The organism is Vogesella sp. LIG4 (assembly GCF_900090205.1).
Taxonomy (GTDB): Bacteria; Pseudomonadota; Gammaproteobacteria; order Burkholderiales; family Chromobacteriaceae; genus Vogesella.
This window is the reverse complement of sequence record NZ_LT607802.1, coordinates 3,116,029-3,129,547: the sequence shown is the minus strand read 5'-3', so window position 1 is coordinate 3,129,547 and position 13,519 is coordinate 3,116,029. Positions and strand designations below refer to the sequence as shown.

The 13,519-nt window shown below is 62.7% G+C and carries 15 protein-coding genes; 3 read left to right on the top strand and 12 right to left on the bottom strand.

The features are described from left to right. Positions 1-20: 20 nt before the first annotated feature. The 3 genes from PSELUDRAFT_RS14630 to PSELUDRAFT_RS14620 all read right to left on the bottom strand — a co-directional run bounded on the left by PSELUDRAFT_RS14630 (position 21) and on the right by PSELUDRAFT_RS14620 (position 2,458). The gene (locus PSELUDRAFT_RS14630; RefSeq protein ID WP_088967532.1) at positions 21-332 is read right to left on the bottom strand and encodes a pyrimidine/purine nucleoside phosphorylase; all 312 of its coding nucleotides are present in this window, start codon (positions 330-332) and stop codon (positions 21-23) included. Positions 333-431: 99 nt separating this feature from the next. Continuing rightward, positions 432-1,277: an SPFH domain-containing protein gene (locus PSELUDRAFT_RS14625; protein ID WP_157725143.1), complete on the bottom strand. Its 846-nt coding sequence runs from the start codon at positions 1,275-1,277 to the stop codon at positions 432-434. An 80-nt stretch (positions 1,278-1,357) separates the two neighbouring features. Beyond that, entirely contained in the window at positions 1,358-2,458 is a 1,101-nt protein-coding gene (locus PSELUDRAFT_RS14620; RefSeq protein ID WP_088967530.1) for an HD-GYP domain-containing protein, read from the bottom strand. Between the two features lie 295 nt (positions 2,459-2,753). Between PSELUDRAFT_RS14620 and PSELUDRAFT_RS14615 the strand changes: the two genes are divergently transcribed. From PSELUDRAFT_RS14615 to PSELUDRAFT_RS19620, 3 genes are all read left to right on the top strand, one after another. Continuing rightward, complete coding sequence (locus PSELUDRAFT_RS14615) at positions 2,754-2,957, top strand: cold-shock protein (protein ID WP_088967529.1); 204 nt, start codon at positions 2,754-2,756, stop codon at positions 2,955-2,957. A gap of 75 nt (positions 2,958-3,032) precedes the next feature. After that, a complete protein-coding gene (locus tag PSELUDRAFT_RS14610; RefSeq protein ID WP_088967528.1) occupies positions 3,033-3,593 on the top strand; it encodes a DUF1415 domain-containing protein in 561 nt (186 codons plus the stop codon). 277 nt (positions 3,594-3,870) lie between these two features. Continuing rightward, positions 3,871-4,038 (top strand): hypothetical protein, encoded by a 168-nt coding sequence (locus PSELUDRAFT_RS19620; RefSeq protein WP_164497432.1) that lies wholly within the window; start codon positions 3,871-3,873, stop codon positions 4,036-4,038. Positions 4,039-4,133: 95 nt separating this feature from the next. Here PSELUDRAFT_RS19620 and PSELUDRAFT_RS14605 read toward each other — a convergent pair whose 3' ends face one another. From PSELUDRAFT_RS14605 to ald, 9 genes are all read right to left on the bottom strand, one after another. After that, positions 4,134-4,565 carry a GNAT family N-acetyltransferase gene (locus PSELUDRAFT_RS14605; protein ID WP_157725142.1) on the bottom strand — a complete coding sequence of 144 codons (432 nt, stop codon included), beginning with the start codon at positions 4,563-4,565 and terminating at the stop codon, positions 4,134-4,136. Positions 4,566-4,662: 97 nt separating this feature from the next. Then, positions 4,663-5,448, bottom strand: a complete 786-nt coding sequence (locus tag PSELUDRAFT_RS14600) for an RNA methyltransferase (protein WP_088967526.1) — start codon at positions 5,446-5,448, stop codon at positions 4,663-4,665. Beyond that, entirely contained in the window at positions 5,449-6,777 is a 1,329-nt protein-coding gene (locus PSELUDRAFT_RS14595) for an HDOD domain-containing protein (protein ID WP_088967525.1), read from the bottom strand. Beyond that, complete coding sequence (locus PSELUDRAFT_RS14590; RefSeq protein WP_157725141.1) at positions 6,764-7,513, bottom strand: class I SAM-dependent methyltransferase; 750 nt, start codon at positions 7,511-7,513, stop codon at positions 6,764-6,766. The genes PSELUDRAFT_RS14595 and PSELUDRAFT_RS14590 overlap by 14 nt, the downstream gene beginning before the upstream one ends. Continuing rightward, positions 7,513-8,436 (bottom strand): flagellar motor protein MotB, encoded by a 924-nt coding sequence (gene motB, locus PSELUDRAFT_RS14585; protein ID WP_088967523.1) that lies wholly within the window; start codon positions 8,434-8,436, stop codon positions 7,513-7,515. The genes PSELUDRAFT_RS14590 and motB overlap by 1 nt, the downstream gene beginning before the upstream one ends. 182 nt (positions 8,437-8,618) lie before the next feature. Then, positions 8,619-10,001: an aspartate aminotransferase family protein gene (locus PSELUDRAFT_RS14580; RefSeq protein WP_088967522.1), complete on the bottom strand. Its 1,383-nt coding sequence runs from the start codon at positions 9,999-10,001 to the stop codon at positions 8,619-8,621. Between the two features lie 103 nt (positions 10,002-10,104). Beyond that, the gene (locus tag PSELUDRAFT_RS14575) at positions 10,105-11,439 is read right to left on the bottom strand and encodes a glutamine synthetase family protein (protein WP_088967521.1); all 1,335 of its coding nucleotides are present in this window, start codon (positions 11,437-11,439) and stop codon (positions 10,105-10,107) included. 72 nt (positions 11,440-11,511) lie between these two features. Beyond that, positions 11,512-12,267 carry a gamma-glutamyl-gamma-aminobutyrate hydrolase family protein gene (locus PSELUDRAFT_RS14570; protein ID WP_088967520.1) on the bottom strand — a complete coding sequence of 252 codons (756 nt, stop codon included), beginning with the start codon at positions 12,265-12,267 and terminating at the stop codon, positions 11,512-11,514. Positions 12,268-12,282: 15 nt separating this feature from the next. After that, complete coding sequence (ald, locus tag PSELUDRAFT_RS14565; RefSeq protein WP_088967519.1) at positions 12,283-13,407, bottom strand: alanine dehydrogenase; 1,125 nt, start codon at positions 13,405-13,407, stop codon at positions 12,283-12,285. Positions 13,408-13,519 lie beyond the last annotated feature (112 nt).

The following is a 13,519-nucleotide window of genomic DNA, read 5'->3' as shown; positions in this document are numbered from 1 at the left end:
GCACCTTGTGCCGCGACGGCTTACCCGTAGTGGCAAACGTAATGCAGCGTGTCGGTAACTTCGATCTGGAAGCTGCTCTCGCCCGGCACCTTGAACGAATCACCGCCCTTGTAGGTGCTGCCAGCCTGCTCGCCGGCCAGAGTCACCTTGCACTCGCCCGCCAGCACTTCCATGATCTCCGGCGCGCCGGTGCTGAACAGCAGCTTGGCCGGCAGGATCACGCCTACCGATTTGCGGGTGCCGTCCGGCAGAATCACGGTATGGCTCACGCACTTGCCGTCGAAATACACATTGGCGCGTTTTACCACGCTTACATTATCAAACTGCTCCATGAATTCTCCTTGTCGAATGGGCACGGCCGTTTGCGGCTCTTGCACTGCATCATGCCTGCGCGGCATTTCCAGCGTCAATGCCCACCTTGGACACGGAGCCTAATTCACCCCTATCTGCACCGGTGGCGTGGGCTGCTGCCGCAGATCCATCAGCACCAGCTTGCCCTTCTCGCTAGCGTACTTGATGGTATCCAGCCGGTTGGTTTCCAGCAGCAGGCGCATGATGTCCTGCTCGTCTATGCCGCTGCCACGCGCCTGGGCGATCGCCTCGGTCAGGCTTTGCGCCAGCACCGCACGCGCCTTGGCCAGACCTTCGGCACGCAGCTGCTGCGCCTCCGCCTCGGCCCTGGCCTCACCCAGGATCAGCGCGCGCTTGGCTTCCGCTTCCTGCACCGCCGCCTCGCGCTTGCGCTCGGAAGCGATCACGCTGTTAAACGCGTGCTGCACCTCCTCCGACACCATGGGCTGGTCGATCAGCACGCTGACGATTTCGTAGCCGTACACGCCCATGCGCTCGGCCAGGTTGAGCTGCACATGGTGCGCCAGTTGATCGCGATCTTCATACAGATTCATCAGGCTCATGGTGGCCGTGGACGAACGCAAGGTATTGAGCACCCAGGTCTTGACCTGTTCCTGCGGTGCGGCCAACTGGTAGTAGGCATCCGCCGCGCGCTGCGGCAACACCCGCACCATAATCGCCACCGGCAGGCTGACAAACATATTGTCGCGGGTCTTCACCTCCACCTGCGCCGACAGCTCCTGCACGCGCAATTCCATTACCTTGGCCACGCGCTGCACGCCCGGCACGACCCAGTTCAGGCCAGGCGACATCACCCGCGAGAACTTGCCGAAGGTTTCCACGATGGCCAGCGTCTGCTGGCCGACAATGCGCACGCCGGCAAACGCCAGCAAAATCAACAGCGGGAGCAATACAATCAGATCCATGTTCCTATCCAGCAAAGTTGGCAGACCAGCATCATATGCCAAGGCGCAAGCCGATACAGCTAGGATGGCGTGACTCGACCTCAGCGTACATGTGGCAAGGCGTCGCCCTGCTGCATCAGCTCGCGCACCACCTGGTTGAAACAGGCAATCCATTTCGGATCGAACTGCGCTTCACTGGCGTTCACTTCCGCCACCGCCCGCAACAGCGAGCGCGCCTGTTGCCGCTGGCCATGCTTGAGGATCACCGCTTCGAAGGTATCGATAATCGCCAGCAGCTTGGCACCATCGCAGATCAGCCCGCCGGGCTTGCCCGCCGGGTAGCCGCGGCCATCCGGCCGCTCGTGATGTTCGCGCACGATGCGCGCGGCCATATCCCAGCCGGGCATGCGCGCCAGCAGGTCGGCTGCCCAGCCGGGGTGTGCGGCCAACTGCACGCGCTCATCCTCGCTCATGCGCCCCTGCCGCAGCCATAGCTCCTGCGGCAGGAACATCATGCCGACATCGTGCACGTAGACCGCCGCCTCCAGCTGCAGCGAGTCGATGGGCATGCCGGCCACGCGATTGCAGGCCATGGCCAGAATGAGATTGCGCTCGGTGCGTCCCTGGAACAGCGCGGAGCGCTGCTCGAACTGCAGGCCCAGCGAGTGAAAGAAATCAAGATCGGCCTGCTGCGCCGGCGTCGCCACCGACTGCTGCCCTGCCTGGCCCTGCGGCACGAAGCCGGTCAGTTGCTTGACCAGTTGCCAGGCCGCTTCGTCCACCTGCGCGGGCGGCAGCTGCCCCAGCGGGTGCAGGGCTTCCGTCAGCTGGTTGAAATCCCGCAGCGCAACCGCGCGGCCACTGTCCAGCTCAGCGATCAGCAGCTCCAGCCGGTCCACCGCCAGCAGCACCACTTGCTCCAGCGCGGCGCCGAACAGCAGCTCCCCCGACTTGATGCGGGCCAGGATGTCCTCCACCGCGTGCACCAGCGGCTCGACAAAATACAGCCGGCACAGGCCGGCATCACCCTTGATGGTGTGAAAAAGCCGCATCAGCTCGGCCTGTACCGCCACGTCCATGGGCTGCTGTCGCAATAAATGCAGCAGATTCGCCGCGCGCGGGGCGTAATCGTTCAGCGCATAGAGGAAATCGGCAAAACTTTCTTCATCCTCAATACGATAGTGCTCGATGGCCTCTGGCATGCAGATGTTCTCCCGTTGCGATTACAGACTGAACTATAGAGCCTGCAGGAAATCTCATTGGCAAAATTGCCGCGCCAACACATGACATACGACAAGTGCCACCGGTTTTTTTAGGGTCAAACCCCAAAAAAGACTTGCTTGTCCCGATAAGCGCAGGCAGACTGCGACTTGCAGTTTTTCAAGTCGTGATCTGTACAGTTGTTGTAAAGGCTATCGCCGTACCACAGTTTGTCTTTTCCCTTGATTGACATGCGCTTTTCTCATACTCAACGCTTTCTCAATAAGGGAATAGAACATGGCAACCGGTACCGTAAAATGGTTCAACGACGCTAAAGGTTTCGGCTTCATTACTCCGGACAACGGCGGTGACGACGTATTTGCACACTTCTCGCAAATCAACTCCAAAGGCTTCCGCTCCCTGGCTGAAAACCAGCGCGTAAGCTTCGACATCGTTGAAGGCCCGAAGGGCAAGCAAGCCTCCAACATTCAGCCGATCTAATTCGGTTCGAATCTGGAACTTAAGAACCCGGATGCTTGCATCCGGGTTTTTGCTTTTTACCTACCGGAGTAGCGCATGGACACCTCCCACGACGACATCATCGCCAGCACCCGCAACTGGCTGGAAAAGGCCGTCATCGGCCTGAACCTGTGCCCGTTCGCCAAGTCGGTCTACATCAAGGAACAGGTGCGCATCGTGGTCAGCGATGCCGCCACGCCGGAAACCCTGCTGGAGCACCTGATTACCGAACTGCGCCTGCTGGCCGACAGCGACCCGGAAGAGATCGACACCACCCTGCTGGTGCACCCTTTCGTGCTGCAGCGCTTCCTGGATTTCAACGAATTCCTGGGCGTAGTGGATGCCGTACTGGCCGACCTGCAGTTGGAGGGCGAACTCCAGGTAGCGGAGTTCCACCCCAAGTTCCAGTTTGATGGCACTACGCTCAACGATGTGAGCAACAACACCAACCGCTCACCATACCCGACACTGCACCTGCTGCGCGAGGCCAGCATTGCCCGCGCCGTCGAAGCCTTCCCCGACCCGGCGGCCATCTACGAGCGCAATATCGAAACCATGCAGCAGCTTGGCCGCGACGGCTGGGCAGCACTGGATGTCGGCCCGCACCAGGCCAAATGACCCCATCCAAAGCCGGCACATGCCGGCTTTTTCATGGCTGCGGCCAACGGGCAGCAAGCCGGCGGTGGCGGCCGGATTTGCCTTGATACAACACTCGCCACCCCACTACGCCCGCCCATGGCGGCACACCCAGCCCTTAACCTTGCACTTGACCAGCCACAGGCGTAATACAGATTCACACGCATGCCTGCGCGCCCAGTGCCAGCCTACGGGCTGTCGGTCTACAAGCCAGATACAGGCACTGATGTCGCCGTTTCCTCACCAAGGAGCTGCCGTCATGTCGCATTACCAGTCCAAGTCCGCCTATTTCGAAGTTCGTGCAGAAGTCCGCAGCAACATCCTCGCCGGCAAGCCGATGCCACGCAGCCGGCCGGAAGACATCCGCAACGCCAATGCCCGCCGGGAGATAGAACGGCGCCGCATGGAGCGTGAATCCAAGGAATAAATCAGGGCCTGCCGGCTACCGGCAAGCCCTCAAGCGTTCCGGCCATCGCGTGCGCTGGCAGCGCCGTCAGTTCTGGCCCATCGACCCTGCTGGCGCTATGGCTGCCACAGGTAATAGATATCCCATTCTTCTTCGTGGCTGCGCACAAAGCCCAGGTGCTGGTAGAAGTGATTTGCCGGGCTGTCGCGCAAGGCCGCCAGGCGGATGCCCAGCCCCAGCAGTCGCGCCTCCTGCTGCAGCGCATGCAGCGCCCAGCTACCCGCACCACGGCCTTGTGCCTGCGGGTGCACATACAGATGCTCCAGCTGGCAGTAGCCCTCTGCCACGCGCATGGCGGCAAACCCCACCCGCTCGCCGGCCAGCAATATCCAGCGGGTATCCTGAGCCACAAAGCGACTTGCAAAGCGCTGACGCGAGCGCGGCGGATCGTAGCGTCCCACCGCTTCCAGACTTGGACGCATGGCAGCCAGCCGCAGCTGGTGCAACGCCTCGAAATCGTCGGCCTGAGCTGCTTGCCAGTTCAACATCGCCACCTCCGCCGAAACACCATTTTCGCCATGCCGCGCCAGCGGCCGCACCATGCACAAGGCCGCGCAAGCGCGGCCTTGTCTGTTTTGCTGCCAATCAGCCTTCCAGCTGCCGCACCCGCTCGAACAGGCACACCGTGGCCGCCATGGCCACGTTCAGTGACTCGGCATGCCCCGGCATCGGGATGCGCACCCGCACATCCGCCTGCGCCAGCACCGCCTCACTCACCCCGGCGCCCTCGTTGCCGAACACGAAAGCCACCGGGCCGCGCAGATCCTGGCCATACAGCGACACACTGCCCTCCAGATGCGTCACCAGTTTGCGCCCCGGCCATGCGGCCAACCTTGCCGGCAGATCCTGCGCTTCGTGGATGTTCAGCGCAAAGTGCGCCCCCATCCCGGCGCGCAACACCTTGGGAGAGTAGACATCGACACAGCCCCTGGACAGAAACACCTCTCGCACGTTGGCCGCAGCAGCGCAGCGCAGTATGGTGCCCAGGTTGCCCGGGTCCTGGATGTCGTCCAGCATGACGCAGCCGCCACCCGGCGCCGCGCTTGCAGCCGCCGGCCGCGGGCAGATGGCCAGCACCTCGGCCGGGCTGGCCAGCGCCGTCACCTTGCTCAGCACCGCGGTGCTTACCAGCTGGCAATGCCGCGGGTCGACACTGGCCAGCAGCGCCAGCAACTCGACCTTGCCGGCCGCTGCCTCGTTGACATACACCGCATGCGGCCGCCAACCGGCCGCCAATGCCGACTGCAGCAGGTGTATGCCCTCCAGCACGAGGACATCGTGTTTACGGCGCTCGCGCGCGTTGTCGAGCAGGCGGGCCAGCAACTTCATGTCGTCGTTGGCCGCAGAAGTAATGTGCTTGTGAAAATTCATTTACAGGACAATCTGCGATACCCGCGCCACGGTTTCCTTGAAGCGCTGGTAAGTATCATCTTCGATAGGTTTATTGCTGCGGTAGTTATCCACCACGAACACGCCTGCCAGCTTGTGGCCGGTAAACACGGACATGGCGGCAAACGCGCCCTCGCCCAGCAGGGACAGAAAATCGTCGCCATAGCGATGTGCCAGCTGCGTACGCGCCCCGGATGGAGCGTGGAAGCTCTGCGGCTTGCTGGCCAGCAGGTTGAAGAAGCACCCCGGCTCCAGCGACACCACCAGCTTGCGAATCGGATCATGGTCATCCAGCCCCACCTGGTAGCGCAGGCGCAGGGTGTGACTGTGCTGGTCGTAGCGCAGGAAGAAAATGCGCTCCAGCTTGAGATCGTTGGCGAAGTGGCGGATTGACTCGCGCAAAGCCTGCTCCAGTTGCTCCGCGCCACTCAGGGTCGGTACCGGCTGGGCACTTGGCGCCACCGGGAACGGCCCTTCGCGCCACAGGAATGCCCGCGCCGGGTAGGTGTAGCCTCGGGCACGCGGATTGCGCGCCACCCGCAGGATGGCGTCGCGCACCGCCTCGTGCGCCGCTTCCGGCGTACTGCCGATCAGCCGCGCCGCCGCCTCGATGCCGATATGCCACTGCGGCCGCCACCAGCCCTGGTCGATGCCGTTGGCGGTGGCAATGGCCAGCTTGAGCAGCTGCTTGCGGCGGCTGGTCGCCCCGCCACCCAGGGTAACCAGCAGGCCGCTGGGCAGGGCCAGATGCTGAATGAACTGCTCCAGCAGCTTGGGGTAGTCCATGCCGAACACGTCCGACACTTCCTGCAGCAGCGGCCCCTGCGGCTCGCGGTTGCGATAGATCAGGTACAGGCAGGCCGGCAGGTTGTACACCAGTGCGGCAATGAAGCAATCCTGCACCCGCGTCTCGCCTATCATCGCCAGCCAGTCCTTGATCAGGAAGGCCGCCACCCGGCTCTTGCCCAGCCACAGGCCCAGCGCATCGATCACCTCAGGGTCCAGCTTGCCGCGGCTGACCATCAGCGCCTGCACGTTGCCAAAGCGCTTCTGCACGCTTTCCAGCCCGATCAGCATCAGCATCTGCTCGACCGTCGGGTTGGATTCGCTGCGCTGCAGCGCACTGGACCCCCCTACCATGCGCAGCAGATCCAGCAGCAGGAACGGGTCGGACAGCATCAGGTTGGCCAGTTCCGGAAATGCCAGCTCATCCTGATGGCGCGCCATCATCTGCCGCACCTGCACCGCCGTATCTGCCAGTACGGGCCAGCGGTTCTCGGATAGCGATGACAACCAGTTAGCAAGTTCCATGCGGGTGACGCCAGATCAAGAGTTCGGTTTGCAGGGGCCCGGACAGGGCGAGGCGATGTACCGGTAGTACGCCTTCTATCATAAAGGAGTTACTTACAAGTATGGCATCAGGATGGCACTGCTGCTGAAACTGCTGCCATACCCGCGCCATCGGCGCCGGCGACAGGAAGGCATGCACCACGTCGAAATCCGCCCAGTTCTGCTGCCAGAAGCTGCCATAGCGCAGCCGGGCATTGGCGGGGCGGCCGGCCAGCAGGTAGCGGATACGGCTCCACAGCCAGGGCAGCAAGGCGTTCTCGATGCCGAGCAACTGTAGATCATGGCGGCTTGCGGCCAACTGCAACACCACCCGCCCGTCGCCACTGCCCAGGTCCAGCACACGGGCGCCCTGCGGCAGCATGTCGGCCAGGCGGCCAATGCTCTCGCTCGAAGACAGGTACAGTGGCACGCGCTCGGTCAGCGCATTGCGTGACAGCGCCAGCAACAACAGCAAGCCGGCAAGATACAGCCACGGCGGCAACTGCCAGTGCGAGGCCAGCAGCACCGCCGGCGCCAGCAAGGCCTGCAGCAGCAAGGCGAGGCCGTTCATGCCCTGCAGGCGCGCCAGCAGCAGCACCAGCAGCGCCTGCAGACCCGCCCATGTCCAGGGCTGCTGCAGTGGCGCCACGAAAAACCATGCCAGCAATGCCGCCAGCAGCTGGGTCAGCACCGGGCGCAGCAAGACGCCGACACGCACTACTGCTTGCCTTGCGATGCGGCTGCCACGTCACCAGCCGGCGCCGAAGCATCGCCCGACTGCCCGCCATCGGAGCGGATGCGATCTTCCGCTTCCTTGGTGAGAATCACGATGGCGATGCGCCGGTTTTCCGGGCTGAATACGTTCTGTTTATTGATGGGGTCGGCCGCACCCAGGCCAACCACGCGCAGCACTTTCTCGTCCAGCATGCCACCGGCCACCATCTCCCGGCGCGCGGCATTGGCGCGGTCGGCCGACAGCTCCCAGTTGGTATAGCCAGCGGCACTACCCGGGAAGCGGTTGGCGTCGGTATGCCCGGAAATACTGATGTGGTTATCCATACCGTTCAGCTCGCGGCCGATCTGCTGCAGGATGAGGCGGGTGTGATCCAGCGGCACGAAGCCGCCGGACTGGAACATCGGCCGGTTCTGTTCATCGATGATCATGATGCGCAGGCCATCCGGCGTCATCTCCATGCGGATCTGGTTCTGCAGCGACTTGAGCGCATCGTTCTTGTTCAGCGTGGCATCCAGCCGCTGCTGGATGCGCTGCTGCAGCAGCTTCATCCGCTCCTTGTCCTGTGCGCCACGGCCTTTCTGCTGGTCGGTCTGCTGGCGAGGGCTACCCTTGGACACCACGCCGGTGGACTTGGTGAGGTCGGTGCCGCCACCCTTGATCACCGAGGTAGCTGCACCGGTGCCCTCGCCACCCTGCAGCGCAGTCTTCAGCGGGGACCTGAAGTAATCGGAAATACCTTGCAAGATGCCTGTTGAAGTCGAGCCCAGCAGCCACATCAGCAGGAAGAACGCCATCATCGCGGTCACGAAGTCGGCGTAGGCGATTTTCCACGCACCGCCATGGTGGCCGTGGCCGCCTTTCTTGATTTTCTTGACGACGATGGGGCGTTGCGATTCGTCAGCCATGCTGCCTGCCTTTGTCGGGTTGTGCTGCGCCAGCCGGGTTGGCCGCAGCTTTGTGCGCGAGTAGAGATGCCACAGCGTGCGCCATCCGCATGTACAGACGGCCCGCTGCGATCATTATGAATAAAAAAAGCGGGTTTGATTGTATCAAAACCCGCTTTTTACTGCTTGTCGCTTGCTGACTATCAGGCCAGGCCGCGCTCGCGCAGTTTCTGCTCGAAGGTTTCCATGCAGCGGGCGGCAGTACCCAGCATGGTGTCGATCTCGGCCTTGGTGATCACCAGCGGCGGTGCGGATACCATGTGGTCGCCGCAGGCACGCATGATCAGGTTGTTGCCGAAGAAGATGTCACGGCACATGGTGCCCATCTCGCCCCAGTTGTCGAACAGCTCGCGGGTGGCCTTGTTCTTCACCAGGGTGAACGCCTGGATCAGCCCGACGCCACGAACGTCGTCCACATGCTCGAACTGGCCGAAGGTTTCGCGCCAGCGCTGCTGCATGTAAGGGCCGGTTTCTTCCTTCACGCGCTTGACGATGCCCTCGTCGCGCAGCGCCTTGACGTTGGCGTGCGCCACGGCGGCAGCCACCGGGTGGCCGGAATAGGTAAAGCCGTGGTTGAAATCGCCGCCTGCGGCCAACGTTGCCGCCACTTCATTGCCAACGAATACCGCGCCGATCGGCAGGTAGCCGGAGGACAGGCCCTTGGCGGTGGTGAAGATGTCCGGCTTGAAGCCGAAGTGCTGCTGGCCGAACCACTCGCCGGTACGGCCGAAACCGCAGATCACCTCGTCGGCAACCAGCAGGATGTCGTACTTGCGGCAGATGCGTTCCACTTCCGGCCAGTAGGTGGACGGCGGGATGATCACGCCGCCGGCGCCCTGGATAGGCTCACCCACGAAGGCGGCAACCTTGTCGGCGCCGATTTCCAGAATCTTGTCTTCCAGCCAGCGGGCAGCCGCCAGGCCGAACTCTTCCGGGGTCATGTCCTTGCCGTGCTTGTAGTACCACGGCTGTTCGATGTGGGCGATGCCCGGAATCGGCAGGTCGCCCTGCTCGTGCATATAGCTCATGCCACCCAGCGAAGCACCGCCGATGGTGGAACCGTGATAGCCGTTCCAGCGGCCGATCAGGGTTTTCTTCTGCGGCTTGCCTTTCACGTCCCAGTAACGGCGCACCATGCGCATCATGGTGTCTACCGACTCGGAGCCGGAGTTGGTGTAGAACACGTGGTCGAAACCGGCCGGTGCCACTTGCGCCAGCAGGTGCGACAGCTCTACCACGGCCGGGTGCGAGGTCTTGAAGAAAGTGTTGTAGTAGGCCAGCTCGTCCATCTGGCGCTTGGCGACATCAGACAGGTCCTTGCGGCCATAGCCGAGATTCACGCACCACAGGCCGGCCATGCCGTCGGTGATCTTGTTGCCTTCGCTATCCCACAGATAGATACCGTCGGCGTGGGTAATCATGCGCACGCCCTGCTGGTTCAGCGAGGTGGTGTCGGTAAACGGATGCAGGTGATGTGCTGCATCCAGTTCGCGCCACTGGGCGGTGCTGCGTTGTTGCTGCGTCATTTCTACTCTCCTGGGTAATAGGCCCGCGACCAAGGTTGGCCGCGGGCTCCTGCACCGGAATCGTCAGCCCGGAGGCTGCGGTGCTTGTTATTACGTCAACCGCTTACACGTGCAGCAGCAGGAAGCGGCGTTCCCACGGGCTGATCACGCGGAAGTACTCGGCAAATTCCTTCTCTTTCATGCCGATGAACATCTTCACGAAACGCGGGCCCAGTACTTCGGCCACGTCGTGGCAGCGCGACAGGCGCTCCAGTGCCTCCTCGGTGCCACGCGGGAACTGGAACGGCAGCTCGTAGGCATCGCTGGCCAGCGGGTCACGCGGCTGGATCTTGTTGACGATACCCAGGTAGCCGCAGGCCAGGGTGGCGGCCATGGCGATGTACGGGTTCACGTCCACGCCCGGCACGCGGTTTTCCACGCGGCGCGCAGCCGGCGAGGAATGCGGCACGCGCAGGCCGACGGTACGGTTGTCGTAGCCCCACTCCACGTTGGTCGGTGCCGCGGTGTAGCGCGACAGGCGACGGTAGGAGTTCACGTACGGTGCGAAGAACGGCATGCACTCCGGCAGGTAGTGCTGCAGGCCGCCGATGAAGTGCAGGAACATCTCGGACGCACTGCCATCCGCGTTGCTGAACAGGTTCTTGCCGGTGTTGATGTCGGTCACACTCTGGTGAATATGCATCGCGCTGCCCGGCTCGCCTTCCATCGGCTTGGCCATGAAGGTGGCGTACATATTGTGGCGGAACGCTGCCTCGCGCACGGTGCGCTTGAACAGGAACACCTGGTCACACAGATCCAGCGCGTTGCCGTGCAGGAAGTTGATCTCCATCTGCGCGGTGCCGATTTCGTGAATCAGCGTGTCGACTTCCAGATTCTGCGCATGGCAGTAGTCGTAAATGTCTTCGAACAGCGGGTCGAATTCGTTCACCGCATCGATGGCATAGGAGCGACGGCCGAATTCGGCGCGGCCGGTACGGCCGATAGGCGGAGCCAGCGGAATGTCCGGATCCGGGTTCGGCGACAGCAGGTAGAACTCCATTTCCGGCGCCACTACCGGCGCCCAACCCTTGTCGCTGTACAGCTGCAGCACGCGGCGCAGCACGCTGCGCGGTGCCACTTCCACCGGGCTGCCATCGGCGCGGAAGGCGTCGAAGATCAGCTGGGCAGTCGGGTCGGTAGCCCACGGCACGAAGCGCAGGCTGTCCGGATCCGGCTTCAGGACCATATCCGGGTCGGTCAGATCCAGCATGCTGTCATCCGGGTAATCGCCGGTAACTGTCTGGATCAGCACCGCTTCGGGCAGGCGCATCTCGGCCTCGGACACGAACTTGTCCTTCGGCACGATCTTGCCGCGTGCAACGCCGGTCATATCCGGAACAATGCACTCCACTTCGGTGATTCTGTGCTCACGCAACCATTCGAACATTTGGTGACTCATGATGCTTTCCTCTTTTCTCCAGCCTCGCGGGAAGTCAGACCCGGGGCGGATGGTTTGCCGAGTACGCGCCGGCTATTGGTTCCGACGCATACGGCGCTCTCGGCAGGCATCGCCGAAAGCCTTCAAAATTGCCTGGGATACTTTGTTGTCCCAGTATTTCCATTCCGGATGCCACTGTACTGCATAGGCGAAGTTCCTGGCAGACGCCACCCGGTAGGCTTCCACCAGGCCATCCTCGGCCACGGCTTCCACTTCCAGCCCCGGCGCCAGCCGCTTGATGCCCTGCTGGTGGATGGAGTTCACCATTACACTGTCGCAGCCCAGCCAGCCTTGCAGCAGACTGCCTTCGGCCAACTTCACCGGGTGGGCCGGCCCGTACATTTCGTCCAGGTCGGTGGTGTCCGGCTCACGGTGATCGTTCAGCCCGGGCTGCTCCTGTACATGCTGGTGCAGCTCCCCGCCCAGGACCACGTTGATCTCCTGGAAACCGCGGCAGATGCCCAACAGCGGCACGCCTTCCTCGATCAGCATGTCGATCAGCGGCAGCGTGGTGGCATCGCGCGCCACATCGTGCTGGGTGCCCTCACGGCTGGGCGCCCCCTGATAGTGGTGCGGCTCGACGTTGGAGGGCGAACCCGGCAGCAGCACACCATCGACCATGTCGACGATGGCGCGCAGCTGCGTGGCGTCACCCAGCGAAGGGATCAGGATGGCGATACCGCCCGCCCCGCCCACGGCGGCGGTGATGTACTTCTCACCTACCGCGTGGAACGGAAACAGCCCGATCTGCTTAACATCACAGGGAATACCGATAATCGGTTGCTGCATGATTTCCTCAGTTGCTCAACTGGCTGCCTTGATGGCGGCCAACGGTTCTACGTACTCGTACCCCAGGTCGCGTGCCACGGCGGCGTAGGTCACCTGGCCGCGGCATACGTTCAGGCCGTTGCGCAGGTGCGGGTTGGCCACCAGCGCCTCGGCCCAGCCCTTGCCGGCCAGCTCCAGCGCGTACGGCAGCGTGGCATTGGTCAGCGCCATGGTGGAGGTGCGAGCCACGCCGCCCGGCATATTCGCCACGCAGTAGTGCACGATGCCGTCCACGATATAGGTCGGGTCCTGGTGTGTAGTGGCGCGACTGGTCTCGAAGCAGCCACCCTGGTCGATGGCCACATCCACCAGCACCGCGCCGGTCTTCATATTCTTCAGCATGGCGCGGCTCACCAGCTTGGGTGCCGCCGCCCCCGGAATCAGCACCGCGCCGACCACCATGTCGGCATCGCGGATCGACTCCTCGATGTTGGCCGCATTGGACATCAGCGTCTTGATGCGACCTTGATATACGTTGTCGATTTCCTTCAGCCGGCCCAGCGACTTGTCCAGCAGCGTCACATCCGCGCCCAGACCCTGCGCCATGCGCGCCGCGTTCAGCCCCACCACGCCACCACCGATTACCACCACCCTGGCCGGCGCCACGCCCGGCACACCGCCCAGCAGCACGCCGCGACCGCCCTGCGCCTTTTCCAGCGCATGCGCACCGGCCTGTACCGCCATGCGGCCAGCCACTTCCGACATCGGCGCCAGCAGCGGCAGGCCACCACGCTCGTCGGTCACCGTCTCGTAAGCGATGGCGATGGCGCCGGAATCCACCAGCAACCGGGTCTGTTCCGGGTCCGGCGCCAGATGCAGATAGGTAAACAACACTTGCCCGGGACGCAGCATGCGGCATTCCACCGGCTGCGGTTCCTTCACCTTGATGATCATGTCGGCTGCAGCAAACACCGCCTCGGCCGTAGCCGCGATGGAAGCCCCCGCCTGCAGGTAGTTTTCATCGGTAAAACCGATGGCCAGACCAGCCTGGGTCTGCACTACCACCTTGTGGCCGGCGGCCACGATTTCACGAACACCGGACGGCGTGAGGCCAACGCGATACTCGTGATTTTTGATCTCCTTCGGAACGCCTATTAACATAGCTGTCTCCTTTGGCTGTGTCGTGATGTGTTGTACAGGTGTTGTTTAAAAAAATCTACAACAAACTTGCAACCACACACTGATTTTGACTATAAAATGCACATGTTGCCAA

Excerpts from the sequence above, each read along its gene's own strand:
- PSELUDRAFT_RS14575 (WP_088967521.1), bottom strand. The coding sequence starts at position 11,439 with ATGAGTCACCAAATGTTCGAATGGTTGCGTGAGCACAGAATCACCGAA.
- PSELUDRAFT_RS14570 (WP_088967520.1), bottom strand. The coding sequence starts at position 12,267 with ATGCAGCAACCGATTATCGGTATTCCCTGTGATGTTAAGCAGATCGGG.
- PSELUDRAFT_RS19620 (WP_164497432.1), top strand. The coding sequence starts at position 3,871 with ATGTCGCATTACCAGTCCAAGTCCGCCTATTTCGAAGTTCGTGCAGAA.
- PSELUDRAFT_RS14630 (WP_088967532.1), bottom strand. The coding sequence starts at position 332 with ATGGAGCAGTTTGATAATGTAAGCGTGGTAAAACGCGCCAATGTGTAT.
- ald (WP_088967519.1), bottom strand. The coding sequence starts at position 13,407 with ATGTTAATAGGCGTTCCGAAGGAGATCAAAAATCACGAGTATCGCGTT.
- PSELUDRAFT_RS14600 (WP_088967526.1), bottom strand. The coding sequence starts at position 5,448 with ATGAATTTTCACAAGCACATTACTTCTGCGGCCAACGACGACATGAAG.
- PSELUDRAFT_RS14580 (WP_088967522.1), bottom strand. The coding sequence starts at position 10,001 with ATGACGCAGCAACAACGCAGCACCGCCCAGTGGCGCGAACTGGATGCA.
- PSELUDRAFT_RS14595 (WP_088967525.1), bottom strand. The coding sequence starts at position 6,777 with ATGGAACTTGCTAACTGGTTGTCATCGCTATCCGAGAACCGCTGGCCC.
- PSELUDRAFT_RS14605 (WP_157725142.1), bottom strand. The coding sequence starts at position 4,565 with ATGTTGAACTGGCAAGCAGCTCAGGCCGACGATTTCGAGGCGTTGCAC.
- PSELUDRAFT_RS14620 (WP_088967530.1), bottom strand. The coding sequence starts at position 2,458 with ATGCCAGAGGCCATCGAGCACTATCGTATTGAGGATGAAGAAAGTTTT.
- PSELUDRAFT_RS14610 (WP_088967528.1), top strand. The coding sequence starts at position 3,033 with ATGGACACCTCCCACGACGACATCATCGCCAGCACCCGCAACTGGCTG.
- PSELUDRAFT_RS14615 (WP_088967529.1), top strand. The coding sequence starts at position 2,754 with ATGGCAACCGGTACCGTAAAATGGTTCAACGACGCTAAAGGTTTCGGC.
- motB (WP_088967523.1), bottom strand. The coding sequence starts at position 8,436 with ATGGCTGACGAATCGCAACGCCCCATCGTCGTCAAGAAAATCAAGAAA.
- PSELUDRAFT_RS14625 (WP_157725143.1), bottom strand. The coding sequence starts at position 1,277 with ATGGATCTGATTGTATTGCTCCCGCTGTTGATTTTGCTGGCGTTTGCC.